General features: G+C 73.2%; 29 protein-coding genes. 20 read left to right on the top strand and 9 right to left on the bottom strand.

The window, feature by feature from the left end:
- Window positions 1-9: 9 nt before the first annotated feature.
- From FED44_RS29600 to FED44_RS29580, 5 genes are all read left to right on the top strand, one after another.
- Window positions 10-648 carry a DUF4178 domain-containing protein gene (locus tag FED44_RS29600; protein ID WP_111701359.1) on the top strand — a complete coding sequence of 213 codons (639 nt, stop codon included), beginning with the start codon at window positions 10-12 and terminating at the stop codon, window positions 646-648.
- A 22-nt stretch (window positions 649-670) separates the two neighbouring features.
- On the top strand, window positions 671-1471 hold the full coding sequence (locus FED44_RS29595; protein ID WP_244302373.1) for a hypothetical protein: 801 nt from the start codon (window positions 671-673) through the stop codon (window positions 1469-1471).
- 11 nt (window positions 1472-1482) lie between these two features.
- Window positions 1483-2553: a succinyl-diaminopimelate desuccinylase gene (gene dapE, locus FED44_RS29590; protein ID WP_138462757.1), complete on the top strand. Its 1071-nt coding sequence runs from the start codon at window positions 1483-1485 to the stop codon at window positions 2551-2553.
- 166 nt (window positions 2554-2719) lie between these two features.
- Entirely contained in the window at window positions 2720-3466 is a 747-nt protein-coding gene (locus FED44_RS29585) for an LOG family protein (RefSeq protein ID WP_138462756.1), read from the top strand.
- A 9-nt stretch (window positions 3467-3475) separates the two neighbouring features.
- Window positions 3476-4054 carry an LOG family protein gene (locus tag FED44_RS29580; RefSeq protein WP_111701362.1) on the top strand — a complete coding sequence of 193 codons (579 nt, stop codon included), beginning with the start codon at window positions 3476-3478 and terminating at the stop codon, window positions 4052-4054.
- A 22-nt stretch (window positions 4055-4076) separates the two neighbouring features.
- On the opposite strand, the gene FED44_RS29575 is transcribed toward FED44_RS29580, so the two are convergent.
- Window positions 4077-4394 (bottom strand): hypothetical protein, encoded by a 318-nt coding sequence (locus FED44_RS29575; RefSeq protein ID WP_138462755.1) that lies wholly within the window; start codon window positions 4392-4394, stop codon window positions 4077-4079.
- Window positions 4395-4438: 44 nt separating this feature from the next.
- On the opposite strand from FED44_RS29575, the gene FED44_RS29570 reads away from it, so the two are divergent.
- Window positions 4439-4921 (top strand): hypothetical protein, encoded by a 483-nt coding sequence (locus FED44_RS29570; RefSeq protein WP_138462754.1) that lies wholly within the window; start codon window positions 4439-4441, stop codon window positions 4919-4921.
- Between the two features lie 22 nt (window positions 4922-4943).
- A complete protein-coding gene (locus FED44_RS29565) occupies window positions 4944-5522 on the top strand; it encodes a DNA-3-methyladenine glycosylase I (RefSeq protein ID WP_138462793.1) in 579 nt (192 codons plus the stop codon).
- Between the two features lie 23 nt (window positions 5523-5545).
- Here the strand turns inward: FED44_RS29565 and FED44_RS29560 are convergent, their stop codons facing one another.
- Window positions 5546-6316: a PaaX family transcriptional regulator gene (locus FED44_RS29560; protein WP_138462753.1), complete on the bottom strand. Its 771-nt coding sequence runs from the start codon at window positions 6314-6316 to the stop codon at window positions 5546-5548.
- 181 nt (window positions 6317-6497) lie between these two features.
- Here FED44_RS29560 and FED44_RS29555 point away from each other — a divergent pair, with 181 nt between their 5' ends.
- Together FED44_RS29555 and FED44_RS29550 are read left to right on the top strand one after the other, a co-directional pair.
- Entirely contained in the window at window positions 6498-6665 is a 168-nt protein-coding gene (locus FED44_RS29555; protein ID WP_076433904.1) for a DUF3117 domain-containing protein, read from the top strand.
- Window positions 6666-6741: 76 nt separating this feature from the next.
- Window positions 6742-8178 carry a leucyl aminopeptidase gene (locus tag FED44_RS29550; RefSeq protein WP_244302372.1) on the top strand — a complete coding sequence of 479 codons (1437 nt, stop codon included), beginning with the start codon at window positions 6742-6744 and terminating at the stop codon, window positions 8176-8178.
- Between the two features lie 7 nt (window positions 8179-8185).
- Here the strand turns inward: FED44_RS29550 and FED44_RS29545 are convergent, their stop codons facing one another.
- Entirely contained in the window at window positions 8186-8815 is a 630-nt protein-coding gene (locus FED44_RS29545) for an O-methyltransferase (protein ID WP_111701366.1), read from the bottom strand.
- 185 nt (window positions 8816-9000) lie between these two features.
- Between FED44_RS29545 and sigE the strand changes: the two genes are divergently transcribed.
- From sigE to FED44_RS29525, 4 genes are all read left to right on the top strand, one after another.
- Window positions 9001-9609 carry an RNA polymerase sigma factor SigE gene (gene sigE / locus FED44_RS29540; RefSeq protein ID WP_111701367.1) on the top strand — a complete coding sequence of 203 codons (609 nt, stop codon included), beginning with the start codon at window positions 9001-9003 and terminating at the stop codon, window positions 9607-9609.
- Window positions 9606-10160, top strand: a complete 555-nt coding sequence (locus FED44_RS29535; RefSeq protein WP_111701368.1) for an anti-sigma factor family protein — start codon at window positions 9606-9608, stop codon at window positions 10158-10160. The genes sigE and FED44_RS29535 overlap by 4 nt, the downstream gene beginning before the upstream one ends.
- 81 nt (window positions 10161-10241) lie before the next feature.
- Window positions 10242-11543, top strand: a complete 1302-nt coding sequence (locus FED44_RS29530) for a S1C family serine protease (protein ID WP_111701369.1) — start codon at window positions 10242-10244, stop codon at window positions 11541-11543.
- Between the two features lie 95 nt (window positions 11544-11638).
- Window positions 11639-11992, top strand: coding sequence for a sec-independent translocase (locus tag FED44_RS29525; RefSeq protein ID WP_111701370.1), 354 nt, complete (start codon window positions 11639-11641; stop codon window positions 11990-11992).
- Here FED44_RS29525 and FED44_RS29520 read toward each other — a convergent pair.
- The 3 genes from FED44_RS29520 to FED44_RS29510 are packed head-to-tail and all read right to left on the bottom strand — an operon-like array spanning window position 11989 to window position 14842.
- Window positions 11989-13128 carry an Mrp/NBP35 family ATP-binding protein gene (locus FED44_RS29520; protein WP_111701371.1) on the bottom strand — a complete coding sequence of 380 codons (1140 nt, stop codon included), beginning with the start codon at window positions 13126-13128 and terminating at the stop codon, window positions 11989-11991. The genes FED44_RS29525 and FED44_RS29520 overlap by 4 nt on opposite strands.
- Window positions 13129-13145: 17 nt before the next feature.
- Window positions 13146-13640, bottom strand: coding sequence for a DUF1003 domain-containing protein (locus FED44_RS29515; protein WP_138462752.1), 495 nt, complete (start codon window positions 13638-13640; stop codon window positions 13146-13148).
- The gene (locus FED44_RS29510) at window positions 13637-14842 is read right to left on the bottom strand and encodes a magnesium transporter MgtE N-terminal domain-containing protein (RefSeq protein ID WP_111701373.1); all 1206 of its coding nucleotides are present in this window, start codon (window positions 14840-14842) and stop codon (window positions 13637-13639) included. Before FED44_RS29510 ends, FED44_RS29515 begins: the two co-directional genes overlap by 4 nt.
- An 85-nt stretch (window positions 14843-14927) precedes the next feature.
- Here FED44_RS29510 and FED44_RS29505 point away from each other — a divergent pair, with 85 nt between their 5' ends.
- The 4 genes from FED44_RS29505 to FED44_RS29490 all read left to right on the top strand — a co-directional run bounded on the left by FED44_RS29505 (window position 14928) and on the right by FED44_RS29490 (window position 21584).
- Window positions 14928-15872 carry an EamA family transporter gene (locus tag FED44_RS29505; RefSeq protein WP_138462751.1) on the top strand — a complete coding sequence of 315 codons (945 nt, stop codon included), beginning with the start codon at window positions 14928-14930 and terminating at the stop codon, window positions 15870-15872.
- 73 nt (window positions 15873-15945) lie between these two features.
- Complete coding sequence (locus tag FED44_RS29500) at window positions 15946-16884, top strand: HpcH/HpaI aldolase/citrate lyase family protein (protein ID WP_138462750.1); 939 nt, start codon at window positions 15946-15948, stop codon at window positions 16882-16884.
- Between the two features lie 56 nt (window positions 16885-16940).
- Window positions 16941-18074 carry a CPBP family intramembrane glutamic endopeptidase gene (locus FED44_RS29495; protein ID WP_138462749.1) on the top strand — a complete coding sequence of 378 codons (1134 nt, stop codon included), beginning with the start codon at window positions 16941-16943 and terminating at the stop codon, window positions 18072-18074.
- A gap of 135 nt (window positions 18075-18209) precedes the next feature.
- Window positions 18210-21584, top strand: coding sequence for a beta propeller repeat protein (locus tag FED44_RS29490; protein WP_138462748.1), 3375 nt, complete (start codon window positions 18210-18212; stop codon window positions 21582-21584).
- Here FED44_RS29490 and FED44_RS29485 read toward each other — a convergent pair.
- Entirely contained in the window at window positions 21571-22008 is a 438-nt protein-coding gene (locus FED44_RS29485) for an NUDIX hydrolase (protein WP_138462747.1), read from the bottom strand. The two genes, FED44_RS29490 and FED44_RS29485, sit on opposite strands and share 14 nt — an antisense overlap.
- 72 nt (window positions 22009-22080) lie before the next feature.
- Between FED44_RS29485 and FED44_RS29480 the strand changes: the two genes are divergently transcribed.
- The 3 genes from FED44_RS29480 to FED44_RS29470 are packed head-to-tail and all read left to right on the top strand — an operon-like array spanning window position 22081 to window position 24460.
- Window positions 22081-22728: a DUF6758 family protein gene (locus FED44_RS29480; protein ID WP_117409114.1), complete on the top strand. Its 648-nt coding sequence runs from the start codon at window positions 22081-22083 to the stop codon at window positions 22726-22728.
- A 39-nt stretch (window positions 22729-22767) separates the two neighbouring features.
- Entirely contained in the window at window positions 22768-23478 is a 711-nt protein-coding gene (locus FED44_RS29475) for an MBL fold metallo-hydrolase (RefSeq protein WP_117409113.1), read from the top strand.
- 4 nt (window positions 23479-23482) lie between these two features.
- A complete protein-coding gene (locus FED44_RS29470) occupies window positions 23483-24460 on the top strand; it encodes a RecB family exonuclease (protein ID WP_244302371.1) in 978 nt (325 codons plus the stop codon).
- Between the two features lie 36 nt (window positions 24461-24496).
- Here FED44_RS29470 and FED44_RS29465 read toward each other — a convergent pair whose 3' ends face one another.
- Window positions 24497-25414, bottom strand: a complete 918-nt coding sequence (locus FED44_RS29465; protein ID WP_138462746.1) for an oxygenase MpaB family protein — start codon at window positions 25412-25414, stop codon at window positions 24497-24499.
- Between the two features lie 10 nt (window positions 25415-25424).
- Entirely contained in the window at window positions 25425-26303 is an 879-nt protein-coding gene (locus tag FED44_RS29460) for an alpha/beta fold hydrolase (protein WP_117409111.1), read from the bottom strand.
- Window positions 26304-26348 lie beyond the last annotated feature (45 nt).

Genomic DNA, 26348 nt, shown 5'->3' with positions numbered 1-26348 from the left:
TCGCGCGCCATGACGACAACGATCGTGATCGTGCTGGGCCTCGCCACGGTCGTCGTCCTGCTTGGCGCCGTGATGGCGAGCCGGCGCAGCCGTACGCGTCAGCCGGTGCGCACCCCGCCCGCCGCCCCGGGAGAATCGCCGGCGCGGGACCTCGCGTCCGATCCCGACTACTTCGACCCCCGCACGATCAAGGTGGGGGACACGGTCTACGTGGAGGCCGCCCGCTACCGGGCCGTCGGCGCGGTGCACTGCGCGGTGCAGGGCGAGCAGTGGACCGACTACCTCCTCGACGAGGGCGCCCGCCGGTACGACAACTGGTTGTCGGTCGCGGAACGGCCGGGCCCGGGGGGCGAGCCGTCCCACCTGGAGGTCCTGCTGTGGACCGACGTGCCGACCCAGGGGATGGTGCCGGCCAAGCACATGCTGATCGTCGACGGCGTCGAGTTCTCCCCGATCGAGCGGGGCACCGCCGCCTTCCGGTCCGAGGGGAGGACGGGCCTGCCCGAGCGCGGGCTGCTCGACTTCGCCGACTACCGCGCGGGTGACGGCCGCCTGCTGTCGTTCCAGCGTGTGCAGGGCGGCCAGTGGGAGGCGGCGTACGCCCGCCCCCTCACTCCCGGCTCCGTCCGCGCGGAACGACTGCCCTGATCACCGGGGTAGGTTCTGGATCGTGGAACGGCGCCTTACCAAACCTGTCGTGACCGTCGTGGTCATCGTCGTCCTGCTGGGCGGGGCGATCTTCTACGGCGCCTATCACCTGCTGAAGCGGACCGAGCCCTTCGCGCTCGGGGAGCACTGCCTCGTCACGACCCCTGAGGGAACGCTCGACATCGACATAGAGCAGGCCCAGGTGGCGGCCACCGTCGCCGCCGTCGCGGCCCGGCGCAAGCTGCCCGAGCGGGCCCTCCAGATCGCCTATGTCACCGCGATCCAGGAGTCCAAGCTGGCCAATCTCCCGTACGGCGACCGCGACTCGGTGGGGGTCTTCCAGCAGCGGCCCTCACAGGGCTGGGGGACGGTCGAGCAGTTGCAGGACCCGGTCTACGCGACCCGCAAGTTCTTCGCCGCCCTGGAGAAGGTGAAGCACTACCGGACCCTGCCGCTGCACGACGCCGCCCAGGCCGTGCAGCGCTCCGCCGACGGCTCGGCCTACGCCGAGCACGAGCAGTCCGCCCGGATCCTGTCCGCCGCGTTCACCGGGCGGGTCCCGCGGGCCGTCCACTGCTGGTACCCCCCGCCCGCCAAGCCGGTCAAGCCGCAGGCGGAGACGGCCCGCAAACAGCTCGTGCGGGCGCTCGGCACCGAGGCGGCCGGCAAGCGCGGCTGGCTGGTCGCCGCCTGGTACGTCGCCCACGCCCAGAAGTACGGCCTGCGCGAGGTGCGGTACGAGGGGGTCGCCTGGACGGCGGCCGCCGGGCACGACGGCTGGCGCAAGGACGCCAAGCCCACCGACTCCGTCCAGGTGGCGTAAGGTCGGGAGGCATGCGACTTGACCTTGCCGAGGACGTGGGCGCGCTGACCGCGCGGCTGGTGGACATCGAGTCGGTGAGCGGCGCGGAGAAGGCGCTGGCCGACGCCGTCGAGGAGGCCCTCCGCGCCCTGCCCCACCTCACCGTGCTGCGGGACGGCGACGCGGTGGTGGCGCGGACCGATCTCGGCCGGGCCGAGCGCGTGGTGATCGCCGGGCACATCGACACGGTCCCGGTGGCCGGAAACCTGCCGAGCAGGACCGAGGACGGCGTGCTGTACGGCTGCGGCACCTCCGACATGAAGAGCGGGGTGGCGGTGCAGCTCAAGCTCTGCCTGCTGACCGCGCCGAACCGCGACCTGACCTTCGTCTTCTACGACTGCGAGGAGATCGAGGCCGAGCGCAGCGGGCTGCTGCGGCTCACCCGCACCCACCCCGAGTGGCTCGCCGGCGACTTCGCGGTCGTGATGGAGCCGACCGACGGGCTCATCGAGGGCGGCTGCCAGGGCACGCTGCGCGCCGAGATCACGGTGAAGGGCGTCCGGGCGCACAGCGCCCGCTCCTGGGAGGGCGTCAACGCCGTCCACGGGATCGCGCCGGTGCTGGACCGGCTGGTCCGGTACGAGCCGCGCAGCCCGCTGGTGGACGGCCTCCGGTTCCGGGAGGGGCTCAACGCGGTCGGCGTACGCGGCGGGGTGGCCGGCAACGTCATCCCCGACGAGTGCGTGGTGACCGTCAACTACCGCTTCGCCCCCGACCGGACGATCGAGGAGGCGTTCGCGCACGTGTGCGAGGTGTTCGACGGCTTCGACGTACGGCTCACCGACGGCTCTCCCGGGGCGCGGCCGGGACTGAACGACCCGGTCGCCGCGGCGTTCGCCGCCGCGATCGGCGGCACGCCCCGGGCCAAGCTCGGCTGGACCGACGTCGCGCGTTTCTCCGCCCTGGGCATGCCCGCCGTCAACTGCGGTCCGGGCAACCCCGACGTCGCGCACACGGCGGGAGAGAGCGTGAGCCTGGCCAAGATCGTCGAGAGCGAGCGCCGCATGACGGAGTGGCTCACCGAGGGGACCAGCGGTAGATAGAAGAAAGTGGCTCTCCTCGCCGGCCATTTGGCGGGGAGAGCCACTTTCGTCCCGAGCAGCACCCTCGTTTCTTAGACGGAGCCTCGGCGAGGAGCGGTTCCCTCCCGCCAAGATTTCATCCAAGATTTTTTCGCCGGTCCCGACGGCGGCCGTTAGCGTGACGGGCATGAACTACACCCGACCCGAACGCCGGCAGGGCCCATCGCTGGTTCGCGGCGGCCTCGTCCCCGAATCCACCCACGACCAGCGCCTGCTCGACCGCCGGGGCCCCACCGGCTGGCTGCACGAGGACCCCTGGCGGGTCCTGCGCATCCAGTCGGAGTTCGTGGAGGGCTTCGGCGCCCTCGCCGACCTTCCCCCGGCCGTGACGGTCTTCGGGTCGGCCCGCACCGGTCCCGACACCGCCGAGTACGAACTCGGGGTGAAGGTGGGCGCGGCGCTCGCCAAGGCGGGCTACGCGGTGATCACGGGTGGCGGCCCCGGGGTGATGGAGGCGGCCAACCGCGGCGCGCTGGAGGCGGGCGGCGTCTCGGTGGGCCTCGGCATCGAACTGCCGCACGAGCAGCGGCTCAACGACTACGTCGACCTCGGCATCGAGTTCCGGTACTTCTTCGTCCGCAAGACCATGTTCGTCAAGTACGCCAGCGGGTTCGTGGCCCTGCCCGGTGGGTTCGGCACGCTCGACGAGCTGTTCGAGGCGCTGACGCTGGTCCAGACGCGCAAGGTGACCTCGTTCCCGGTGATCATGATGGGCGTGGCCTTCTGGACCCCCCTGATCGACTGGATCCGCGACACCCTGATGGCGTCCGGCAAGATCTCCCCGCAGGACGTCGAGCTGGTCTCGGTCACCGACGACCCCGACGAGGCCGTAAGGACCATCGTGGAGGCGGACCGCCGCGACCCCAACAAGTAGGGTGTCCGGGTGTTCGTGTGCGTCTACTGCTCGTCCAGCCAGCGGATCGACCGAAAGTACGCCGACCTCGCCCGGGAGGTGGGCACGGAGCTGGCCCGCCGGGGCCACGGGCTCGTCAGCGGCGGAGCAATCGTCTCCTGCATGGGCGAGGTCGCGCGGGCCGTCCGCGCGGGCGGCGGCCGGACGGTCGGCGTGATCCCCCAGGTGCTCGTGGACATCGAGATCGCCGACACCGACTCCGACGAGCTGATCGTCACCGCCGACATGCGCGAGCGCAAGGGGGTCATGGACGCCAGGTCCGACGCCTTCCTCGTGCTCCCCGGCGGCATCGGCACGCTGGAGGAGCTGTTCGAGATCTGGACCTCCAGGGTCCTCGGCATGCACGAACGGCCGCTGGTCGTGCTCGACCCGTGGGGGCTCTACGGTCCCCTGCGCGTCCTGGTCGACGGCATGTACGAACACGGCTTCCTGCGGCCCGACGCCTTCGACGCGATCGCGTGGGCGACCACCGTGGACGAGGCCCTCGACCTGCTCGAACGGCCGGTCCCGCAGTTGCGCCCCACCGGAGAGGAACTCGGCGAGAGCTGACCGCCCGGAGGACGGGCCCGGCTCAGGCCAGCCCGCGGCGGGTCAGGGCCGGGGGCCGGCGGCCCAGCAGGGCCTCGGTCATATCGAGTGCCTGCCGCACGGAGTGGGAGGTCGCGGGGTGGGAGATCGCAGGGTGGGAGGTCGCGGAGTGCGACGTCCGGAAGACGCCGGCGCCCGCCCAGGCGTACGCCGCGGCGGCGGCGATCGCCTCGGTCTCGTCCTCCGGCAGCGTCACCAGGACGGTGCGCCCCGCCCGGACCAGGGCGGACACCTCCGGCAGCGAGGCAGCCTCGGCCCACTCCGGGTCGGCCGGGTCGTCCGGCCCGATCACCAGCGTCATGCCTTCCATGCTCGCACGCACACGAGTTGTGGCACGATTCGTATGTGCTGGTCGTACTCGTCATCGCCGGGCTCGCCGTGATCGCGTGTGTGGTGATGGTCTCGCTGGGCCACGGGGGTGAGATGGCGGAGTTCTCCTCCGACGCTCCGCCGCTCGGCCTGCCCGCCGCCGGACAGTTAACCCCCACCGACCTGATGACGCTCAGGCTTCCGATCGGTCTCGTGGGCTACAGCACCCATGCCGTGGACGAGACCCTGAACCGGGTGTCGATCGCGCTCGCGGAGCGGGACACCCGCATCGCCGTGCTGGAGCAGCGGGTGGCCGAACTGGCCTACGGACGGCCGGGGGCGCACGACGCGGCCGACGACACGACCGAAGACAAGACCGAGAACAAGACCGGCGACCTCCCCGGCGACAGGGCGGACGGCAGGGCCGACGACAAGGCCGGCGACCAGCCCGAGGTGCCCGTGCCGGCGGCCAGGGAGGGCAGGGACGGCGACCGTTCCGACGCCGAAGAGACATGGTGACCGAGTGACCACGGAGGTGACCATGGAGGTGACCACGGTCATCCGGTGCGGCTGGGCGGGGTCCACGCCGGACTACGTCGCCTATCACGACGAGGAGTGGGGCCGGCCGGTCCGCGGCGACGACCTCGTCTTCGAGCGGATCACCCTGGAGGCGTTCCAGTCCGGCCTGTCGTGGCTGACGATCCTGCGTAAGCGGGAGAACTTCCGCAAGGCGTTCGCCGGGTTCTCGATCCCCGCGGTGGCGGCCTTCGACGAGGCGGACGTGGAGCGCCTGCTCGCCGACGCGGGCATCGTGCGCAACCGCGCCAAGATCGAGGCCGCCGTCGCCAACGCCCGCGCCGCCGCGGAGGTGCCGGGCGGGCTGTCGGCGCTCGTGTGGCGGTACGCCGAGGAGCCCGGGCGGACACCCCCGGCGACCCTCGCCGATGTTCCCGCCCGCACCCCGGGCTCCACCGCCCTGGCCAAGGAGCTGAAGAAGAGCGGCTTCCGCTTCGTCGGGCCCACCACGGCGTACGCCCTCATGCAGGCCATCGGCCTGGTCAACGACCACGTCGCCGACTGCCATGTCCGCGAGGCCGTCGCCGCTCTCCGCGGCGCCTGACCGCGGCGGGTCTCAGCTCGCGGTCAGGTCGCAGTCAGGTTGCGGTCCACGAACGCGGCGGCGGCCGGCAGCAGCCGGGCGGCCTCCTGGTCGAAGAAGGCGCGGGCCTTCTCACCCGGCCAGCCCGGCGGCAGCAGGTCGGCGGGCAGGCCGGGGTCGCGGAACAGGAAGTTGCGCCAGCCGTGCACCAGCTCGCTGCGGACCGCGAAGACCCGGTCGTCCGGGGCCCCCTCCGGCAGTGAGCCGATCAGGCCGGCCGCGCTGGTGAGCCAGTCCTCGTACGCCCTGCCGACGGCGTCCAGGTCCCACGCGCGGGCGAGCAGGTTCCGCGCGTCGCCCTCGTAGGCCGCGTCGAACCGGTGGCCGGGGATTCGCAGCGCGTCGAGCTCCGGCGACGGCCGCGGCCCGATCCAGGTGGTTTCGGACAGCGGCGCGTACCCGAGGAAGGCGAGGTCGGAGCGGAGGCGCTCGCGCCGCGCCCGGTCCCTGACCGGTTCGAGCACCAGGACGTGCCACCGCCCGTCCCAGGGGGTCTCGCCCCCGCGGTACACCCGGGCCGCGGCGTCGTCGAGCCTGCGCTCGCACTTCGGCGTGACGGCGTACCCCGGTCCCTGCGGGAGCCGTACGGGATCGAGCCAACCCTGCCGGACCATGCGGGAGATCGCGGTCCGCACGGCCGGCGCCGCGATGCCGAGCGGCGCGAGCAGCCGTACGAGCGCGGCCACGGAGGCGCGGCCGCCACGGGTGCGGAGGTGGTCCCCATAGAGATCGAAAAGCGCGGCTCGGGCGTTCACGCCACCCAGTGTGGGGTCACGTCCCGCCCTCCGACAACGCGCGCGGTGCGTGCATTGATCCACCTACCGGGGCCGGGCCGTTACCTTTTTGAGCTCCGAGGCGGGATAATAGAACATCACAGAAACGTGAATACGCCGGTTACCCCCAGGGGCGGCCGACAAGGCGGGAAGGGATACACGCATGGCGGCGATGAAGCCGCGGACCGGTGACGGTCCGCTGGAGGTCACCAAGGAAGGGCGGGGCATCGTCATGCGGGTCCCTCTGGAGGGTGGCGGCCGACTCGTCGTGGAGCTCTCGGCGGACGAGGCCAGCGCCCTCGGCGACGCGCTGAAGAAGGTCGTCGGCTGATCATCCGGCCGGCTTGTTGATCCACGGCCCTGGCGGCGGGTCCCTCCGCGCCGGGGCCGCCCTGTTGGAGGTGGACGTGCCCATCGAGACCACGCCGGTCCTCTCCGGCCCCCGCACCGCCGGGCCCGCGCCGGAGGCGGATCTCGTGGCCGTGCCCTTCGGCCCCGGCCCCACTCTGCCGGCCGTGCCCTGGGCGGAGCTGCCGGTGCCGGCGGACGCGCTGCTCGCGCAGTACGAGGCCAAGGGCGAGCCCGGCGAGGTCGTCGAGACGACCGCCCCGCGGGACGGCGGGCTGCGGCGCGTCCTGTTGTACGGCGTCGGCGACGGCTCGCCCGGCGCGCTGCGCAGGGCCGGGGCGGCCGTCGCGAGACGGGCCAGGCGCCGCGCGTCGCTGTCGGTCGTGGTCCCCACCGTCGAGGGGGCCACGGCGCCTCTGGTCGAGGGGGCGCTGCTGGCGTCGTACTCGTTCACCATCGGCGACGGCCGCGCGGGGAAGCCGGTGCGGGAGATCGTCTTCGTCGGCGGCGACGAGCGGGAGCTGCGGCGGGGCGAGGCCCTCGCGCGGGCCACCGCGCTCGCCCGCGACCTCGTCAACACCCCCGCCAGCGTGAAGACCCCCGCCTGGCTCGCGGACCGGGCGGTGGAGGTGGCGGCCGGCGCCGGCCTGGACGTGCGCGTCTGGGCGGGGCCCGAGCTCGACGAGTTCGGCGGCATCCGGGCCGTGGGCCAGGGGTCGGTGAACCCGCCGCGCCTCGTCCGGCTCTCCTACACGCCGGAGAACCCCCGCGCCCACGTGGTGCTCGCCGGGAAGGGCATCACGTTCGACTCCGGCGGCCTGTCCCTGAAGCCCACCGAGGGCATGAAGACGATGAAGACCGACATGGCCGGCGGCGCCGCCGTCATCGCCGCGATGAGCGCGCTGGCGGACTTCGAGGTGCCGGTGCGGGTGACCGGGCTCGTGGCCTGCGCCGAGAACTCCATCTCCGGCTCCGCGCAGCGCCCCGGCGACGTCATCAGGCAGTACGGCGGGCGGACGGTCGAGGTGCTGAACACCGACGCGGAGGGCCGCCTGGTGCTGGCCGACGCGCTGGCGTACGCGGACGCCGAGCTCGACCCCGACGTCGTGATCGACGTCGCCACCCTGACCGGCGCGGCCAAGATCGCCCTCGGCCCGGCGATCGCGGCCCTCTACTCGACCGACGAGGAGCTGGCCGCGGGCCTGGCCGGCGCGGGGGAGGCCACCGGGGAGCGCCTGTGGCGGATGCCGCTGGTCGACGACTACCGCGCGATGCTCGACTCCGACGTGGCCGACCTGGCGAACGTCGACCGGGCGATGTCGGGGTCGGCGGGGTCGATCCTCGCGGCGCTGTTCCTGCGCGAGTTCGCCGGCGGGCGGCCCTGGGCGCACCTGGACATCGCGGGTCCCGCCCGGGCGGGCTCCGACGAGGGGGAGATCACCAAGGGCGGCACCGGCTTCGGCGTCCGCCTGCTCCTGCGCTACCTGACCGCCTGACGCCGGTTCAGGCGAGCCTGACGGCGGCCAGCAGGCCGGAGCCGAGCGGCAGCATCAGCGGGCGCAGCCGCTCGTCGTTCCGGACGAGCTTGCCCAGCTCCCGGATCGCGACCGTGTCGGGGTCCCGCTGGGTGGGGTCGGCGACCTGGTCGCCGCAGAAGGCGTCGCCGAACACCACGACGCCGCCCTGGCGCAGCAGCCGTACCGACTCGGTGAGGTAGTCGATGTACTCCTGCTTGGCCGCGTCGCAGAAGACCAGGTCGTAGCCGCCGTCGGCGAGGCGGGGGAGCACGTCGAGCGCGCGGCCGCCGATCAGCCGGATCCGGCTGCCGGAGAAGCCCGCCTCGGCGAACGTCTGGCGGGCCATGCGCTGGTGCTCCGGCTCCACGTCGACGCTCGTGAGCGTGCCGTCCGGGCGCATCCCGCGCAGCAGCCACAGGCCGGAGACCCCGCAGCCGGTGCCGACCTCCACCACCGAGCGGGCGTTCACCACCGTGGCGAGGAAGCAGAGCGCCGCTCCGCACCCGGGCAGGATCGGGCGCGCTCCGACCTCGATGCCACGCCGGCGCGCGGTCCGCAGGATGTCGTCCTCCGGGACGAACTCCTCCGCGTACTCCAGGCTGGCCGGTGTCGCCATCGGCCTCTCCCTCCCCTGCTTCATCTTGCACGCAGCCTAGGGGAGTCGGCCCGGAACGGGAACTCACGCCACAACGGGGACGTTGCACGCTTTGAACGGTCTTTGTTCAAGGCCGCTCGGCCCACGGTACGCAGGAAGGGGCGAAACCAGGCACTATGGCTGTAGCGACGATCCTGCAGAGAGGAATGCCGGTGGACGAGCACGACCACCAGGCGGAGACTTCGGTGTCCGACTGGACGCCTCCCACATGGGAGGAGGTCGTCAGAACGCATTCCGCGCGCGTCTACCGGCTGGCCTATCGGCTGACGGGCAACGTCCACGACGCCGAGGACCTCACGCAGGAGGTCTTCGTCCGGGTGTTCCGATCCCTGTCGAGCTACACCCCCGGCACGTTCGAGGGGTGGCTGCACCGGATCACCACGAACCTCTTCCTCGACATGGCGCGGCGCAGGCAGCGCATCCGTTTCGAGGGGCTGGCGGACGACGCCGCCGAGCGGCTGCACGGCCGCGAGCCGTCCCCGGCGCAGGCGTACGACGACGCGCACATGGAGCCCGACATCCAGGCCGCGCTCGACGCCCTGGCGCCGGAGTTCCGGGCGGCCGTGGTGCTGTGCGACATCGAGGGCCTGTCCTACGAGGAGATCGCGAGGACTCTCGACGTGAAACTCGGCACGGTGCGCAGCCGCATCCACCGCGGCCGCGCGCAACTGCGGGAGGCACTCGACCACCGGGCGCCCTCGGCGAACCGGAACGGCGACCAAACCCCCCCTTCATTCAGCAGGGAGGGACTGTGAGTCATCTTGGCGAGCGCGTCTCCGCGCTCATCGACGGCGAACTAAGTCACAACGAGCGGGAACGCGCGCTGGCGCACCTGACCTTCTGCGCGGACTGCCGCGCGGAGGTCGACGCGCTGCGGGCGCTGAAGACCCGCCTGCGATCCATGGATCCGCCCGCCATGCCGGCGGACCTCACGATGTCGCTCCTGCGCATGGCGGAGCCGGGAGGGCCGTTGCCGCCGCGGATGCGGCCCTTTCCCGACCACCCGGCCTTCGGCCGGCTTCCCGGCATGCACGCCGCCGGACCGATGGACAACCGGCCCCGGCGCCGGGACGACGGACGATCGGGGCCGGGAAGGCCCGGCAGGGCCAGACGCGCGGGATACGTGGCCGTGGGAATGGCCTCCGCGGCCGTCGCCCTCGGCACCATGCTCATGGCCGGCGGATCGAGCGCCACTCCCAGCCAGACCCCTGGGCAGATGTTCGTTCATCCCGTCCCGAACAAGGCGCCGGTGGTGAGCGTGTCGCCCAGTCCGTCGCAGAGCGTGACCAGGGGTCTTTCGCGCTGACAGGGGGAGACGGCATACGATCGGACACCGCAGCCGTTTGGGTGCGAGAAGTGCGCTCGTGTGCGAGGAGTCACTGTCGCGATGACCGACAACACGCGTTCCCACGGCGCGTCGGACCGGCCCGAGTTCCTGCCCGCCGGACATGAGGCGCCGCAGGAGCCGTCCCACGACTCCTGGGGCGCCCGGTGGGCGCCCCCGCCGGGGGTTCCCCGGCAGCCGTACTTCACGGAGACGGCCTTCACGGAGGCGGCGCCGGAGCCCCGCGGGCCCAACCTCGCGCTGTTCACGGCCCTGGCCGTGGTGATCGCGCTCGTGGCGGGCGGGGTGGCGAGCTGGGGGACGTTCCTGCTGACCCGCCCCACCTCCGGAATCGACCCCGGCTACACGCTGAGCGGGCCGTCGTCCCTCCCCACGGCACGGCCGCCCGGGTCGGTCGCGGGGGTGGCCGCCAAGGTCCTGCCCAGCGTGGTCTCGCTGGAGGTGAAGGGCAACAGCGAGGCCGGCACCGGGTCGGGCTTCGTCATCAAGGGCGGTTACGTCGTCACCAACAACCACGTCGTGGCCGTATCGGGCCAGGTGGGCAACATCCGCGTGCGCTACAACGACGGCACCTCCGCCGCGGCGCGGGTCGTGGGCCGCGACCCGAACTCCGACATCGCGGTGGTCAAGCCCGACGGGACCGTCAGGGCGCCGGAGCTCGCTCTCGGCAACTCCGACGGGGCGGTCGTCGGCGACCCGGTCATCGCCGTCGGCTCGCCCCTCGGCCTGACCGGCACCGTCACCACGGGGATCATCAGCTCGCTCAACCGTCCCGTCGAGGCCGGCGGCAGCACCGGGTCCGACTACGCGCTGATCAACGCGATCCAGACCGACGCCGCGATCAACCCGGGCAACTCCGGCGGCCCGCTGGTGAACACGGCGGGGGAGGTGATCGGCGTGAACTCGGCGATCGCCACGGTCGGCGGCGGCTCGCTGCTCGGCCAGCAGGCCGGCAGCATCGGCCTCGGCTTCGCGATCCCGGTCAACCAGGTGCGCCGGATCGCCCAGGAACTGATCACCACCGGGGCCGCCCGCACCTCCCGGATCGGCATCACCATCGACCAGAACTATCAGGGCGAGGGGGTGCGGATCGCCACGGAGACCGAGGGCGGCGCCGTGCCGGTCACCCCCGGCGGGCCCGCGGCGAAGGCGGGCCTGCGGGCCGGCGACGTCATCCTGGAGGTCGACGGCCGGCCGGTGAGCGACAGCCGCGAACTGGTCGTCACCATCCGCAGCAAGGCACCCGGCGACCAGGTCCGCCTGCGGTTCCGGCACGACGGCGAGGTGCGGACCGCCACCGTCACGGTCGGCGCGGCCCCCGCCCCCAGCGCCGCCCCGTCCTGACCGCCCCGTCCTGATCCTGCCGGGACGCCCCGGTCCCCAGCGTGGGGGCGTGGGCATTAGTCTGAAACCAGTCGTACTTGCTGGAGGAGATCGCCATGTTCGGACTCGGCTGGGCGGAGGCCCTGGCGCTCGTGGTGATCGCCTTGCTCGTCTTCGGCCCGGACAAGCTGCCCCAGGCCGCCCAGCAGGCGGGCCGCACGCTGCGGCAGCTCCGTCAGATGGCCAACAACGCCAAGTCGGACCTGCAGGCCAACATGGGTCCCGAGTTCGCCAACTTCGACCCGGCCGACCTCAACCCCAAGAACTTCGTGCGCAAGCACCTGCTCGACGACCTCGAGAAGGACTGGAACGACCCCGCGCACACGGACCACGGGCCGGACTCCCCGACGCCCGAGCTGCCCGAGCTGGGCGTGGGGGAGATCCCGCCTTACGACAACGAGGCGACCTAGTGCTTGACCGGTGAGATGTCGAGCTTCAGGCCCTTGAGGCCGGTCGGCTTGCGGCCGAGCCCGGCCGCGATCCGGCGCAGCTCGGCGGCCGCCGGGGCGTCGGGGTCGGTCAGCACGAGCGGCTTGCCCTCGTCGCCGCCCTCCCGCAGCCGCATGTCGATCGGCACCTGACCGAGCAGCGGCACCCGCGAGCCCAGCGTGCGGGTCAGCGCGTCGGCCACGGACTGGCCGCCGCCCTCGCCGAACACGGAGATGCGCTCGTCGCAGTGCGGGCAGGGCAGCCACGCCATGTTCTCGATGACCCCGGCGATCTGCTGGTGGGTCTGGGCGGCGATCGATCCGGCGCGCTCGGCCACCTCGGCGGCGGCCTGCTGGGGGGTCGTCACGACCAGGATCTCCGCCGTGGGCACGCGCTGGGCGACCGAGATCGCGATGTCGCCGGTGCCGGGCGGCAGGTCCATCAGCAGGACGTCGAGGTCGCCCCAGAAGACGTCGGTCAGGAACTGGTACAGCGCGCGGTCGAGCATCGGGCCGCGCCAGACCACCGGGGTGTTGCCCTCCGGCTTGAACATGCCGACCGAGATGACCTTGATGTCATGCGCCACCGGCGGCATGATCATGTCTTCGACCTTGGTGGGCCGCTCGCTCACACCGAGCATGCGCGGCACCGAGTGGCCGTAGATGTCGGCGTCGACGACGCCGACCTTCAGGCCCTGGGAGGCCATCGCGGCGGCGAGGTTCACCGTGACCGACGACTTGCCGACGCCGCCCTTGCCGCTGGCGACGGCGAAGACGCGGGTCAGCGAACCGGGCTTGGAGAAGGGGATCTCCTTCTCCGGCCCGCGGTCGCCGCGCAGCTTCGTCTGCAGCTCCTTGCGCTGCTCGGCGCTCATCACGTCCATGTCGACGTGGACGCGCGACACGCCGTCGAGCCGGGACACGGCGCCGGTGATGTCGCGGGTGATGGTGTCCTTGAGTGGACAGCCGGCGACGGTCAGGTACACGCCGACGCGCACCACCCCGTCGGGAGAGATGTCGACGCTCTTGACCATGCCGAGCTCGGTGATCGGCCGGCGGATCTCCGGGTCGTTCACCGTGGCGAGCGCGGCCGTGACCTGTTCAGGGGATGGTGCCATGAATCCATGCTATGGACTCAGCGGGGATCCTCCGAACCCGCCCCGCGCGATCTCGCCGGTTCGCCGCCCAGCTCCTCCTGGAGGCGCTGGAGCTCCGACCGGATGTAGTCGCGCGTGGCCACCTCGCCGATCGCCATGCGCAGGGCGGCGATTTCCCGGGTGAGGTACTCGATCTCGGCCTGGTTCCGCTCGGCCGTCGTCTTGTCCTGCTCGTACTGGACGCGGTCGCGGTCGGCCTGCCGGTTCTGGGCCAGCAGGATCAGCGGCGCGGCGTACGACGCCTGGAGGGAGAGCATGAGCGTGAGGAAGATGAACGGGTACGGGTCGAACGTGACCGGCGCGAACAGGTTCCACAGCAGCCAGACCGCGACGAACACGGTCATGTAGACGATGAAGCGGGCGGTGCCGAGGAACCGCGCGAACCGTTCGGAGAACCTGCCGAACGCCTCGGGGTCGTAGTAGAGCCGCACGCGGTAGCCGATCTCGCGCGGCTGGTCGAGGCGTTCTGTCATGGTCGTTCCCGCCAGTCGTCCGGCAGCATGTGGTCCAGCACGTCGTCGACGGTCACGGCGCCGAGCAGGCGCCCCAGCTCGTCCACGACGGGGACCGCGACCAGGTTGTACGTCGCGAGGTACGCCGCCACCTCGGACACCGTGAACTCCGGCCTGATCGGGTCCACGGTGATGTCTATCACGCTGCCGAGCAGCGTCGACGGCGGCTCCCGCAGCAGGCGCTGGAAGTGCGCCACGCCCAGGAAGCGCCCGGTGGGCGTCTCGCTCGGCGGCCGGGCGACGTACACCTGGGCGGCGATGGCCGGCGTCTGCTCCTGCTGCCGGATGTGCGCGAGGGCCTCGGCCACCGTCGCGGTCGGGGGCAGGACGACCGGCTCGGTCGTCATCATGCCTCCGGCCGTGTCCTCGCGGTAGCTCAGCAGCCGCCGGACCGGGGCGGCCTCCTCGGGCATCATGAGGCGCAGCAGGCCCTCGGCCTGCTCGGCGGGTAGTTCCTGGAGCAGGTCGGCCGCGTCGTCCGGGCCCATCTCCTCCAGCACGTCGGCGGCCCGGTCCCGGTGCAGCCGGCTCAGCACGAGCACCTGGTCGCGCTCGGGCAGCTCCTCCAGGACGTCGGCGAGGCGGTCGTCGTCCAGCGCGGCGGCCACCTCCGCCATCCGCTCGCTGGGCAGTTCGTGCAGCATGTTCGCCAGGTCGGCCGGGCGCAGCGCCTCGAACACGGCGAGCAGGTTGGCCGCGCCCTGGTCCTTCTGGACCCCGGCGAAGCCGGAGACGTCCTCCCAGTCGACGATGAGCGTCTCGCCCCTGCGCCGCGAGCCCCGCCGTACGGCGACCTTCGCGATCAGCCAGTCGGAGGGGCGGGTCCGCTCCATCGCGAGGTCCTGCACGGTGACCCGCTCGCCGCGGTACTCGACGCTGCGGTCGAGCATCTCGCCGATGGCCAGCGTCTCGGTGTCCCGGCACTCGAACCTGCGCATGTTGAGCTTGCCGGTGAAGATGACGGCGCGGGCCTCGATGGAGGTGATCCTGGTGACAGGCAGGAAGACCCGGCGGCGCGGCTGCACCTCGACGACGAAGCCGTGGACCCGGGGGAGCAGCGGCCCCCGCAGCGAGACGACGACGTCCCGGATCCGGCCGATCTGGTCGCCGGCCGGGTCGAAGACCGCCACCCCCGCCAGGCGGGCCACGAAGATCCGATCCACCCTGCCAGGTTACGCAAGGATGCGGGCCGGTCCGTGTTGTGACAGGATCAAAGCCTTTCATTGGTGATTACATGGGCAGGTGGCGATGAGGGCGGTCAGCCTGGCGATCGCGGGCGTATCGGCCTTCTGCTTCGGGTTCTCCGGCCCGATGGCGAAGATCCTCGGTATGGCGGGGCTCACTCCGCTGGAGGCCGTGTGGGTCCGCATGGCGGGGGCGGGGGTGCTCCTGCTGCTGGTCCTGGCCGTCTTCAGGCCGCGGGCGCTGCGCATCCCCCGCGACCGCCTGCCCTTCTTCGCGGCGTACTCGGTGATCGCGGTCGCCGCCGTGCAGGGCCTGTTCTTCGTCGCCATCACGCGCCTGCCGGTCGGCGTCGCGCTGCTGCTGGAGTACACCTCTCCGGTGCTGGTGGTCCTGTGGGTGCGGTTCGTACGGAGGGTCCGGCTGCCGCGCTCGGCCTACCTGGGAGCCCTGGTCGCGGTCGCCGGCCTGGCGATCGTCGTCCAGGTCTGGGAGGGTCTGCGCCTGGACGCGCTCGGGCTGCTGCTGGGCCTGCTGGCCGCGGCCTGCTGCGCCGGATATTTCCTGATGAGCGATTCGTTCGGCGACGACGTGGACACGCTGGGCCTGATCGGCTGGGGCATGCTCGGCTCCGCGGTGGTGCTGCTGCCCGTCTCGCGGCCGTGGCAGATCGACTGGGCGGCGTTCACCCGCACGGCCGAGGTCTCCGGGCACACCGTGCCGGTCGCCGCGGCCGGCTTCTGGATGATCGTGGTGGCCACCGTGGTGGCGTACACGACGGGGGTCACCGCCGTACGGCGCCTGTCGGCGGCGGTCGGCGCGACGGTCGCGTCGGTTGAGGTCCTCGCCGGCGCGCTGATCGCCTGGGTGCTGCTCGGCGAGCACCTCGGCGCGGCCCAGATCACCGGGGGCGCGATCGTGCTCGCCGGCGCGTTGTTCGCCCAGTCGGCGACCACGCGGATCGCCGCCGCGCACCACGCCCCCGAGGCGCCGCAGGCCGTACGCGTGTAAGGGGGGCGGGTTCAGGGGGCGCGGGCCGTGCCGCGGCGGCCTGCCATCCACCGGATCTCGCTACGGTAGGGCCATGCGCGCGCGACGTTCCTGCCTGGCGGTGCCCGGCAGCAACCCTCGATTCCTGGAGAAGGCCCAGGGCCTGGGCGCCGACGAGGTCTTCCTCGACCTGGAGGACTCCGTCGCCCACGGCGCGAAGGAGGAGGCGCGCCGCAACGTGGTCGCCGCCCTGCGGCAGGGCGACTGGACGGGCAAGACGGTCGTCGTCCGGGTCAACGACCTCACCACCCAGTGGACCTACCGGGACGTCGTCGAGGTGGTCGAGGGCGCCGGTGACAGGCTCGACTGCCTGATGCTGCCGAAGGTCCGGGACGCCTCGCACGTGGCCTGGCTCGACACCCTGCTCGGCCAGATCGAGCGGGCCGTCGGGCTGCCCGAGGGCCGCATCGGCGTCGAGGCCCAGATCGAGGACGCCCGGGGGCTCGTCGAGATCGACGACATCGCCCGGTCCTCGCCCCGGCTGGAGACCCTGGTCTTCGGCCCGGCCGATTTCATGGCCTCCATCGGCATGCGGACGCTGGTGGTCGGGGAGCAGCCCCCCGGATACGACGAGGGGGACGCCTACCACTACATCCTCATGCGCATCCTGATGGCCGCCCGCGCGTACGGCCTGCAGGCCGTGGACGGGCCGTACCTCCAGATCCGCGACTTGGACGGCTTCCGGCGGTCGGCGAGGCGGTCGGCGGCGCTGGGCTTCGACGGCAAGTGGGTGCTGCACCCCTCGCAGGTCGAGGCGGCCAACGAGGTCTTCTCCCCGTCCCAGGAGGACTACGACCACGCCGAACTGATCCTCGACGCGTACGAGTACTACACGACGGTCGAGAAGCGGGGCGCGGTGATGCTGGGCGACGAGATGATCGACGAGGCGTCGCGGAAGATGGCGCTGGTGGTCGCGGCCCGGGGCCGCGCCGCCGGGCTCGCCCGCACGAGCGCCTTCACCCCGCCCTCCTGACGCCCTCCCGAAGGCCCGCCTGAAGCGGGCGTACGAGGGCCGCGAAGAATGGACACATGAGCGAGACACAGCCGGATCCGCACCGGCTTCCCGCGGTCTACCTGGCTCCCGGGCCCTACGCGGGCGGGACCGCGTGGCCGGCCGGCCCGCCGCCGGGATGGCACCCCGGCCGGTACCCGCGCGGGCCCCAGTGGGGGGACGCGGCCTGGGGAAGCTCTCCGTGGGGAGGCCCTGCCGCATGGGGAGGTCCTGTCTGGGGAGGCGCTGCCTGGGGGCCGCCCGCGCGGACGCGCTGGGACGTCCCGCCGCCGCCCGGCACGCCGTACGACCAGATGGCGCGCACGGTCCTGAACCGCTGGTGGCGGCCCATCGTGGGCACCCTGGCGATCGTGGCGACCTTCGTGGTGATCTCCATCGGGGCGGGGCTGGTGGCCTACCTCGTCTCCCTGGTGACCCGGGTGCCGATGACGGGGTCGGGACCCCGGCTGTTCGCCGATCCCATGCTCGACCTCGGGTTCCAGCTGGGCGTCATCGCGTTGCTGCTCCCCCTGGTGCTCGGCGCGGCGTGGGTGTTCCAGCGGAGGCCGCCCGGGTCGCTCTCCTCGGTGGCCCTGCGCCTGCGGTGGAGGTGGCTGGCGGCCTGCCTGCTGGTCGCTGTGGTGTCGGTCGTGCTCGGGCAGGCCGCCGAGGCCGGGATGCTGCTGTCGGCCGGAGTGGGTCCGGGGTACGGCTGGGCGGGCTGGGGGGCGTTCCTCCCGGCCCTGATCGTCATCCTGCTGCTCGTGCCGTTCCAGGCGGCGGCCGAGGAGTACGCCTACCGGGGCTGGATCATCCAGGGGCTGGGGGCGTACTTCCGCAGTCCGTGGCCGGCGATCCTGCTGGGCGCGGTGGCCTTCGCCGCCTCGCACGGCTACACGGGCTGGGGGATCGTCTACGTCTTCGTGTTCGGCGTGCTCATGGGGTGGCTCGCGGTCCGCACCGGCGGGCTGGAGGCCCCGATCGCCCTGCACGCCTCGAACAACGTCGTGGCGTTCGGGCTCGTGGCCGCCTCCGGCGACATGAACGGCGCCCTGGAGCAGGGTGCGGTCCCGTGGCAGGCTCTGATCGGATCGGCCGTCCAGTTCGCGGTTTTCGGGTTTGGTGTCCTAATAATCGCCCGAAAGTGGGCAATTCAGACCCTCTCCCGATAAATCTCACTAGAGAGGTATGGTCCCCGGGGCTTTCCCGTGTTGCTCTGGATTCGTGATGGGGTATCACTGTGATCGCTTTGCCGTAATAGAGGTGGAACGGTCCGGATTGACCTCTCCGGGGAGGAGGTACTGAGCGTGGCCTCGGGCCCCGACGAACGTGACCGCCGGCGTACGCCCGGTGAGCAGGAGACGCCCGCGCCCCCTCCGGAGCTGCATCACCGGCCGCCGGGTCCCTCCCCGTGGGCACTGCCCCCCTTCGCCGCCCCCGTACCCGAGGACGCCTTACCCGAGGAGCCCTTATCCGGGGACGTCCTGTCCGGGGACGACGAGGACACCCGGCCCTACCGCAGATTCGGCGACCCGGAACCACGCCCCGAACCCCAGGCAGGGTCTCAGGCAGGATCGCAGGCGGGGTCTCAGGGCGAGGCGCACGACTGGGCGCCGCGGCCGGAGGCGGAGGACCCGCCCCACTTATCCGGCGGCCACCCGCACCGGACCGGCCGCAGGCCCTACTCGGCCCCGTACGGCGCCACAGACGCAGGAGCCGCGGACACGGGAGCCACCGGCCCACCGGGCTCCCCTCAGGACTCCACCACCTGGCACGGCGAGGGTGCCAGGTCGACCGGACCGTCGGAGGCCGGACCGTCGGAGGAAGCGGGCCGGCGGCGGCGCGTCGTGGACCGGCCGGACAAGCTGGTCGCCTCGGGCCCGCCCCGGCAGCGCCGGGCGCAGATCCCGCGTGAGAACCCCGACGGCCCCGGGGCCCCCGAGATCGACACTCCGCCGTCCGGCCCGCTGCGTCCCCCTGCTGGACAGGAGACGGCGGGACACGAGGCGACGGGACAGGAGCACGTGTGGGCGCACACGCCCCCCGAGCCCGCCTCCCGCTACGACCCGGACACAGACGACTCGGAGCCGGGTGAGCCGGAGACAGGCGAGCAGGGCATCCGGATGCGCCCGGAGATCCCCGTCGAGCCGGAGCCCGGTCCGGAGTTCGGCCCTGAGTCCGGTCCTGAGTTCGGGCCGGAGCCCGGGCCACGGCCCGGACCCGAGGCCGGGCCGGTCGAGCGCATCGGCCGCCCGCCGGGAGGCCGCCCGGCCCGGCACGACGTGCTCGTGGCCGTGGGGCCGCCGAGACCGGGCGGAGGGCGCCACCACAGGCGGGTGCTGCCAGGCCGCGGCTCGCCGGTCCGGGGGCTGCCCCGGCTTGTCACGCCGCTGGTCGTCGCGGCGGTCCTCGTCGTGGCGGCGGTGCTGGGCGTGGCGGTGGTGAAGTGGTCCAGGGGCCCGGCCACGACCGGGCTGCGGCTCGCCGCGGGCGACGGCCAGTCGGGCGACACCGCCTTCGCCGCGCCGGGCCTGCCGGGCAACGGCTCCAGCCAGGTGCTCAACGCGTTCGCCTCGGCGGGCTCGACCGTCGTGGCGGCGGGCAGCGACATGACCGGGGCGCTCGCCCGGCCGCTGTTCCTCGTCTCCGCCGACGGCGGCGCGCACTGGCAGCTGGGCCGAGTCGCGGGAGCCCCGGGCTACGAGACCGCGGCGGCGGCCGTGGGCCGGGTCGCGGGCGGCGACGGCCGCTGGCTCGCGGTGGGCACCGACGCGCCGGGCCCCGCGGGCCCCGCCGCGCGCGGCATGTGGGTCTCCTCCGACGGCCGTTCCTGGACCGCGGTCGACCCGCTCCGGCTGACCGCCTTCTGGAGCCAGGACAGGATCACCGATGTGGCGCGGACCGCGACCGGCTTCCTGGCCGTGGGCGCGACGACCCTGCGCGACGGCACGGCGGGCCCGGTGGCCTGGGTGTCGGCCGACGGCACCGGCTGGACGCGGGTGGACACCGAACAGATCGGCACGCCCGACAAGGTCCGCGGCATGCGGGCGGTGGCGGCGCGCGGCGACCGGGTGGTGGCGCTCGCCGACCCCGGCTCCGGCGACACGGTCTCGGTCATCCTGCGGTCCGACGACGGCGGCCGCACCTGGCTGCGTACGGCCGCGGCGATCTCCGACGTACGGCCCGAGCCGGGCGCGCTCGCCGCCGCGGAGAAGGGCTTCGTGCTCGTGCCCACCCGGCAGCGCGACGCGGGCGGCGAGGTGCGGGTGTACTGCTCGCCCGAGGGCGCCGCCTGGACGCAGTGCGGCGCCATCGGGCCGCTCGGCGCGCAGGGCACGGGCGTACGCGGCCTCGCCTCGTCGGCGGCGGGGATCGCGGCGGTCGCCGAGTCGGCCTGGGAGCGGTACGCCGTCTACACCAGCCGGGACGGGCGCGAGTGGACCAAGAGCGCCGACCTCGGCGAGGTTCCCGGCACGGTGCGGGGGCTCGCCATCACCGACGGCGGCACGCTGGTCGCGGGCGGCGACAAGCGGGGCCCCGGCGACGTGGAGAACCTGCCGGTGCTGATCACGGCGGGGAAGGGCGAGACGGCCCACCCCGTGCCGCTCAAGGAGATCGGCGGACTCAACCGGCTGGCCAGGGAGACGGCGGACCTCGCCGCGGCCGGCGGCACGTTCGTGGCGGTGGGCTCGGCCAACGGCGACGCCGCCATCTGGACGAGTGGCAACAACGGGGCGAACTGGAAGGACGCGGGCTTCCCCGACCTGCTCGGCGGCCCCGGACGGCAGGCCCTCGGCGGCGTGGCGCACGGCCCGAAGGGGTGGCTCGCCGTGGGCGGCACGATGACCGACCCCGCCGTGACCCGGCCGCTGCTGGTCACCTCCGCGGACGGCAGGTCCTGGCGGCCCGGCCCGCCGATCGAGGTGCCCCCGGGCCACTTCCTGCTCGCGCCCCGCGTGGTCGCCGCGGGGGAGAAGGGCTACGTCCTCGCCGGTGAGGACCGGAGTGCGGCGGGGGTGGTCGCCGCCCTGTGGTTCAGCCCGGACCTCAGGCGGATCACCCGCTCGGCGGCCGGCAGCCTGCCCGCGGGCGGGGTCAACGTGCGCCTGTCCGGGGTCACGGCGACACCCCACGGGTTCATGGCGGTCGGCGGTTCGGGTTCGGCCGACCGTGAGTCGGGGGTGGTCTGGGTCTCCTCCGACGGGCTCAACTGGACCGCGCGCGGCAGGGTCCTGCCGCCGGACGCCACCTCGGCCGGGCTGCGCCACGTGGTCGCGACGAAGGCCGGGGTCGTCGCGGTGGGCGTCGCCGTGACCGAGGACGGCCCCCGCCCGTTCTCCGCCGTGTCCACCGACGACGGCGAGCACTGGGAGTACGCCATGCTGCCTGCCGAGGCGGACGCCTCGGTCCTCGACCTGACCGCGACCGCGAAGGGCGTCGTGGCGGTGGGATCGCACCGCTCCGCCGAGGCGGACGGCGAGGGGGACAGCACCGCCTGGATCTCCGAGGACGGCCTGGACTGGTCGCGGCACACGCTCACCCAGGACGGCCTGGGCGGGCGGGGCGCACAGTGGCTCGGCGCGGTGGCCGTCTCCGGCAGCCGGGTCGTGGCCGTCGGCAGGTCCACCGACTACGCCGACGACCACCTGACGATCTGGCGCAGCACGGTCACGGACCGGTGATCCTGGAGACGACCCCCCATTCGGCCAGGGCGTCGGCGAGGCCGTCGGTCAGCGGGAGGCCGGCCAGGTCGGCCGGCGCCCACCAGCGGGCGTCGGCGGCGTCGTCCCCGGCCACCGGCGTCCCCGAGGACGTTCCCGAGGGTGTCGCCACGTAGTCGTGGATCTCGTACGTCACGCCGCTGGGGCCGGGCCGCAGCACGGTCCCGGCGAGCCGTACGACGGCGACGTCGAGGCCGGTCTCCTCGCGCAGCTCGCGGCGCACCGCCTGCTCGTCGGTCTCGCCGGGCTCGACCCTGCCGCCGGGCAGCGACCACAGCCCTTCACCGGGCGGGCGGCCCCGCCGCACGAGCAGAAGCCGCCCGTCCGGATCGGTGATGATCGCCCCGACGCATCTGACGCGCTTTCCAAGACCAAGATGTCGCACAACACCAAGATTACGACTAGATAACGGGCAGGCTCTTGACTGATGGACATCACCGACGCACCGTGAATATTTGTGAGAACCGCGCCAACCTGCCCGCGCTGCTTCGGGCCGCTGCACGAACCGAACGTCTGGTCGAGCTCATGGCGATGCGCCGCCCACGGCGACGTCCTGCCGTTCCAGCCGCCCCACCGGCCCTCTCAGCCCGCGCTCGACGCTATGTGCGAGGCCGCCCGGGTTCCCGTGTGGCTTCCGTGGCCGCTCCCCACGGGGTGGCTGGTGACCGGCTTCGCCGAGGTGGGCGATGAACGGACCGGTGCGAGGGCGAGCGTCGTCGCGCTGACCGGCCCCTCGATCACCCACGGGCCCGCCGACATGCTGATCGTCGCCGAGGAGCCCGGGATCGGCCTCGGGGCCGCGTACGCGGGGCTGCCCGGGCCCGATCCCGGCTCCGGCTTCGACGCCGGCCCGCCGCACGCGAAGATCGACGTACGCGGCCACCCGACGGCGCTGTGGTGCGCGGGGCCGGGCGTGCCGGACGACCGTGCCGCCTATGTCGGGGAGGCCCTCGGAAACTGGCTGTGGACGGTCGCCTGGCCGGCCGAGGCCGGTTGTTTCATCGCGCTGGCCGATCTCTCGCTGCGTGACCTGCGCGACCAGGACCAGGCGGTGGCTCCGCCCTTCGGCGCCCTCTCGCCGAGACTGGACGGGGATGCGCGGTAAAGCCGGTCCGAAGCGCCGGGGATAGTAAGGTTCTGAGCCGTGACAGCGCGTATCGAACGAGTGGTGACCTCGGGCCTCGTGGACATCGAGGGCGACGAGCACAAGGTCGAGAACAACACCTGGATCCTGGGTGACGACGACGAGGTGATCGTCATCGACCCGGCACGGGACGCCGAGAAGATCCTGGAGAAGGTCGGCGACCGCGAGGTCCTCGCCGTCATCTGCACCCACGGGCTGCCCGACCACGTGGGCGCCGCGATCGAGGTGGCGGCCAGGGACGAGGCGGTGATCGCCGTCCACGCCAAGGACAGGCGCCTGTGGCGGCAGACCTGGGAGGAGACCTGGCCCGACATCGAGATGGAGGACGAGGGACTGTTCTCCGTGGCCGACGTCGAGCTCGAGGTGCTCGCCACCCCGGGCGTGACCGCGGGCGGCGTCTCGCTCTACTGCGAGGAGCTCGCGGCGGTCTTCACCGGGAAGACCCTGCTCATGGACGGGCCGGGCAAGCTCGGCGGGGAGTATCCCGCTCTCGCCGACCAGCTCACCTCCATCGGCGAGCGGCTGTTCACGCTGCCGCACGAGACGAGGGTGCTGCCCGCGCACGGCGAGGAGGGCCGGATCGGCGACCTGGAGCCCGAGTTCGACCGCTGGCTGTCGGGGTCGCTCACCGGCGCCGAGGAGGCCGAGCCGATCTCGCCGCTGGTGGACGGCACCGGCGCGTCCGGCATCACGCTGAACCGCGACGAGTAGTGCCGTGGAGCAGCTCGGCCTCGAGGGCATGCCGAGGCGGCTCTACACCTGCACTCCGTCACGCCTGAACACCTGGCTCGACTGCCGGCGCCGCTACCGCTTCACCTACCTCGACCGGCCGGCCCCGCGCAAGGGGCCTCCATGGGCGCACAACAGCGTGGGGGCCTCGGTGCACAACGCGCTGGCCGCGTGGTGGCGGGAGCCGTACGAGCGGCGCACGCCGGTCGTGGCGGCCACCCTGCTGACCAGCGGCTGGATCCGCGAGGGGTTCAGGGACGAGGAGCAGTCGGCGGCCTGGCGGGACCGGGCCCGCGAGATGGTCTCCTCCTACGTCGCGACGCTCGACCCGGCCGACGAGCCGGTGGGCGTCGAGCGGACGGTCGCCACGCGCACGTCGGTGCTCGCCCTGTCCGGCCGGATCGACCGGCTGGACCGGCGTGGGGACGAACTGGTCGTCGTCGACTACAAGACCGGCCGACGCCCGACGACGCCCGACGACGCCCGGTCCTCGCTCGCGCTCGCCGTCTACGCGATCGCCTCGTCCCGCATGATGCGCCGCCCCTGCCACCGGGTGGAGCTGCACCACCTGCCCACCGGTTCGGTCGCGGAGTGGGAGCACGGCGACGAGTCGCTGGCCCGCCACCTGCGACGGGCCGAGGAGATCGGCCTGGAGGCGGCGGACGCCGACGACGCCTACCGGGAGTGGGCCGGGCCCTCCTCCCGCGAGAGCGGCCGTACGACGGGCCGCGGGCGGGGCCGTGCGACGGGCGCCGTGCCGGCCCCGAGGCGAGGGGAGGGCGGGTCCGCGGAGGACGGCGCCGCCGTCGCGGTGCCGCCGGAGATCGACGCGTTGTTCCCGCCCGAGCCGGGGCCCATCTGCTCGTGGTGCGACTTCCGCGCGCACTGCCCGGAGGGACGGGCCGCCTCCTCCGAACGCCTGCCCTGGGACGGCCTCCCCACGGCCGAGGAGGTCCCCGGCTAGGCCGTGTCTCCGGGTCAGCCTCCGGTCAGCCTCCGGTCAGCCTCCGGGCGGGGTCGCGGCGGGGTGGCGGCGTGGGTCGGCCAGCCCCCGCAGGCCCTGCCCGACGTCGTACCCGGCCGCGCCGAGGCGCTCCCGGGAGGCCTGCAGCATGGCCCTGGTGCCCTCGCCGAGCACGCGCTGGTGCATCGGGTCGGGAATGGTGTTCATGGTGAGCCGGAACGCCCTCAGCGCCGCCGTGACCGCGATCTCCGGCACCTCCGGCAGCACGCCGTAAAGGCGGCGGGCCCAGCGGGGCAGCGTGTAGTAGCAGAGCGCGCCGAACGGGAAGTAGACCGGCCTGGCCGGGGACAGGAACCGCAGGTTCTCCGGCAGGCGCGGCCAGAGCAGGAACCGGACGGCGGCGGCCGACTCGGGGATGACCCGCAGGACGGGCCGCATCCGGGCGAAGTAGTCGTCCATCTCGCGCATCGTGCCCGGCACGTCCTCCGGGCGCAGCCCGACGTACGCCGCGCTGCGCCGCTGCTCGGTGAGGTAGCGGTCGGCCTGCCGGTCGGTGATCGGGACGCCGGCGCGGCGGACGACCTCCAGGTAGGACGTGACCTCCGCGCAGTGGACCCACAGCAGCAGTTCGGGGTCGTCCACCCGGTGGACCCGGCCCGTGTCGGGGTCGTGGACGCGCAGCGCCCGGTGGATCGCGCGGACCCGCCTGCCGATCCGCTCGGCCTCCTCCGGGCTGCCGTACGTCACGCGGCCCACGAAGTCGGCCGTGCGGCGCAGCCGCCCGAAGGGGTCCTCCCGGAAGTCGGAGTTCTGCCACACGCCCCGCATCGCCACCGGATGCAGGGCCTGCAGCATCAGGCCGCGGACGCCGCCCACCCACATGGTCCGGTCGACGTGGACCAGCCACGTCACGGACTCGGGAGGCTGGACGGTCGGACCGCTGACCCCGGTCATGGCCGTCGCGTCAGCCGTGCTGGAGCAGCCGGCTCTCGGCCGCGTTCCAGAACCGGGTCAGGGCGGCGGCGGTGGTCTCGGGCGCCTCGACGGCGGGTGAGTGGAGCGCCCCGGGCACCACGACGCACTCCGCGTCGAGCCGGCGGGCCATCTCGGCCTGCAGCGGCGGCGGCCAGCCGTCGTCGTGCTCGCCGTACAGGACCAGGAGGTCGAGGTCGCACTGGGCGAGCTCGTCGCACCGGTCGGCGGCGCCGAGCACCTCGTGCGCCATGGTCATGAGCCCGGTGGGGTGGTTGGCCAGCAGCCGCTTGCGCAGGAACGCCACGATGTCGTCCGGGACGCCCGCCTTCAGCGCCTCCGGCTCCATCCGGTTGGACCACATGTAGTCCAGGCCGTACTCGGGCAGTTCGGCGAGCATCACCCGGCCCATCTGCTCCCGGGGTCCGACGATGCCGGCGGGCCCGGAGCTCATGAGCGTGAGCGAGGCGATCTTGGCGGCTCCGTTCAGCGCGACCTCCCGGGCGACGAGGCCGCCGAAGGAGTGCCCCATGAGGTGCACCGGCTCGCCCTGCCCGACGACCGCGGCGATCGCGTCGACGTCCGCGCCGAGCGCCCCGCACGTGTACGCCGCCGGGTCGTCGGGGCCCGGCGTCTCGTACTGCCCGCGCATGTCCACGGCGATCACCCGGCGGCCGGCCTGCGCGAGGGTCTGCAGCACCGCGATGAAGTCCTCCTTCGACCCGGTGAAGCCGGGGACGAGGAGGGCGGGCCAGCGCTCGGGGATCCCGCTCACGGGAAGCGCCTCCAGGGCCGCGAACGAGCCCAGCGGCGTCTCGATCTGCTCGCTGCTGACGCCCGGAGGGAGGGTCAGGAACCGTGGCGTGCTCACGAGACCTCCTCCATCTCACCCGGGTTCCCCGGCACGGACCGTCTG

The sequence above is a fragment of the Microbispora triticiradicis genome (assembly GCF_005864065.1).
In the GTDB taxonomy this organism is placed as follows: domain Bacteria; phylum Actinomycetota; class Actinomycetes; order Streptosporangiales; family Streptosporangiaceae; genus Microbispora; species Microbispora triticiradicis.
Note: the sequence above shows the minus strand (reverse complement) of the source record. Positions and strands in the feature narration are given on the sequence as shown.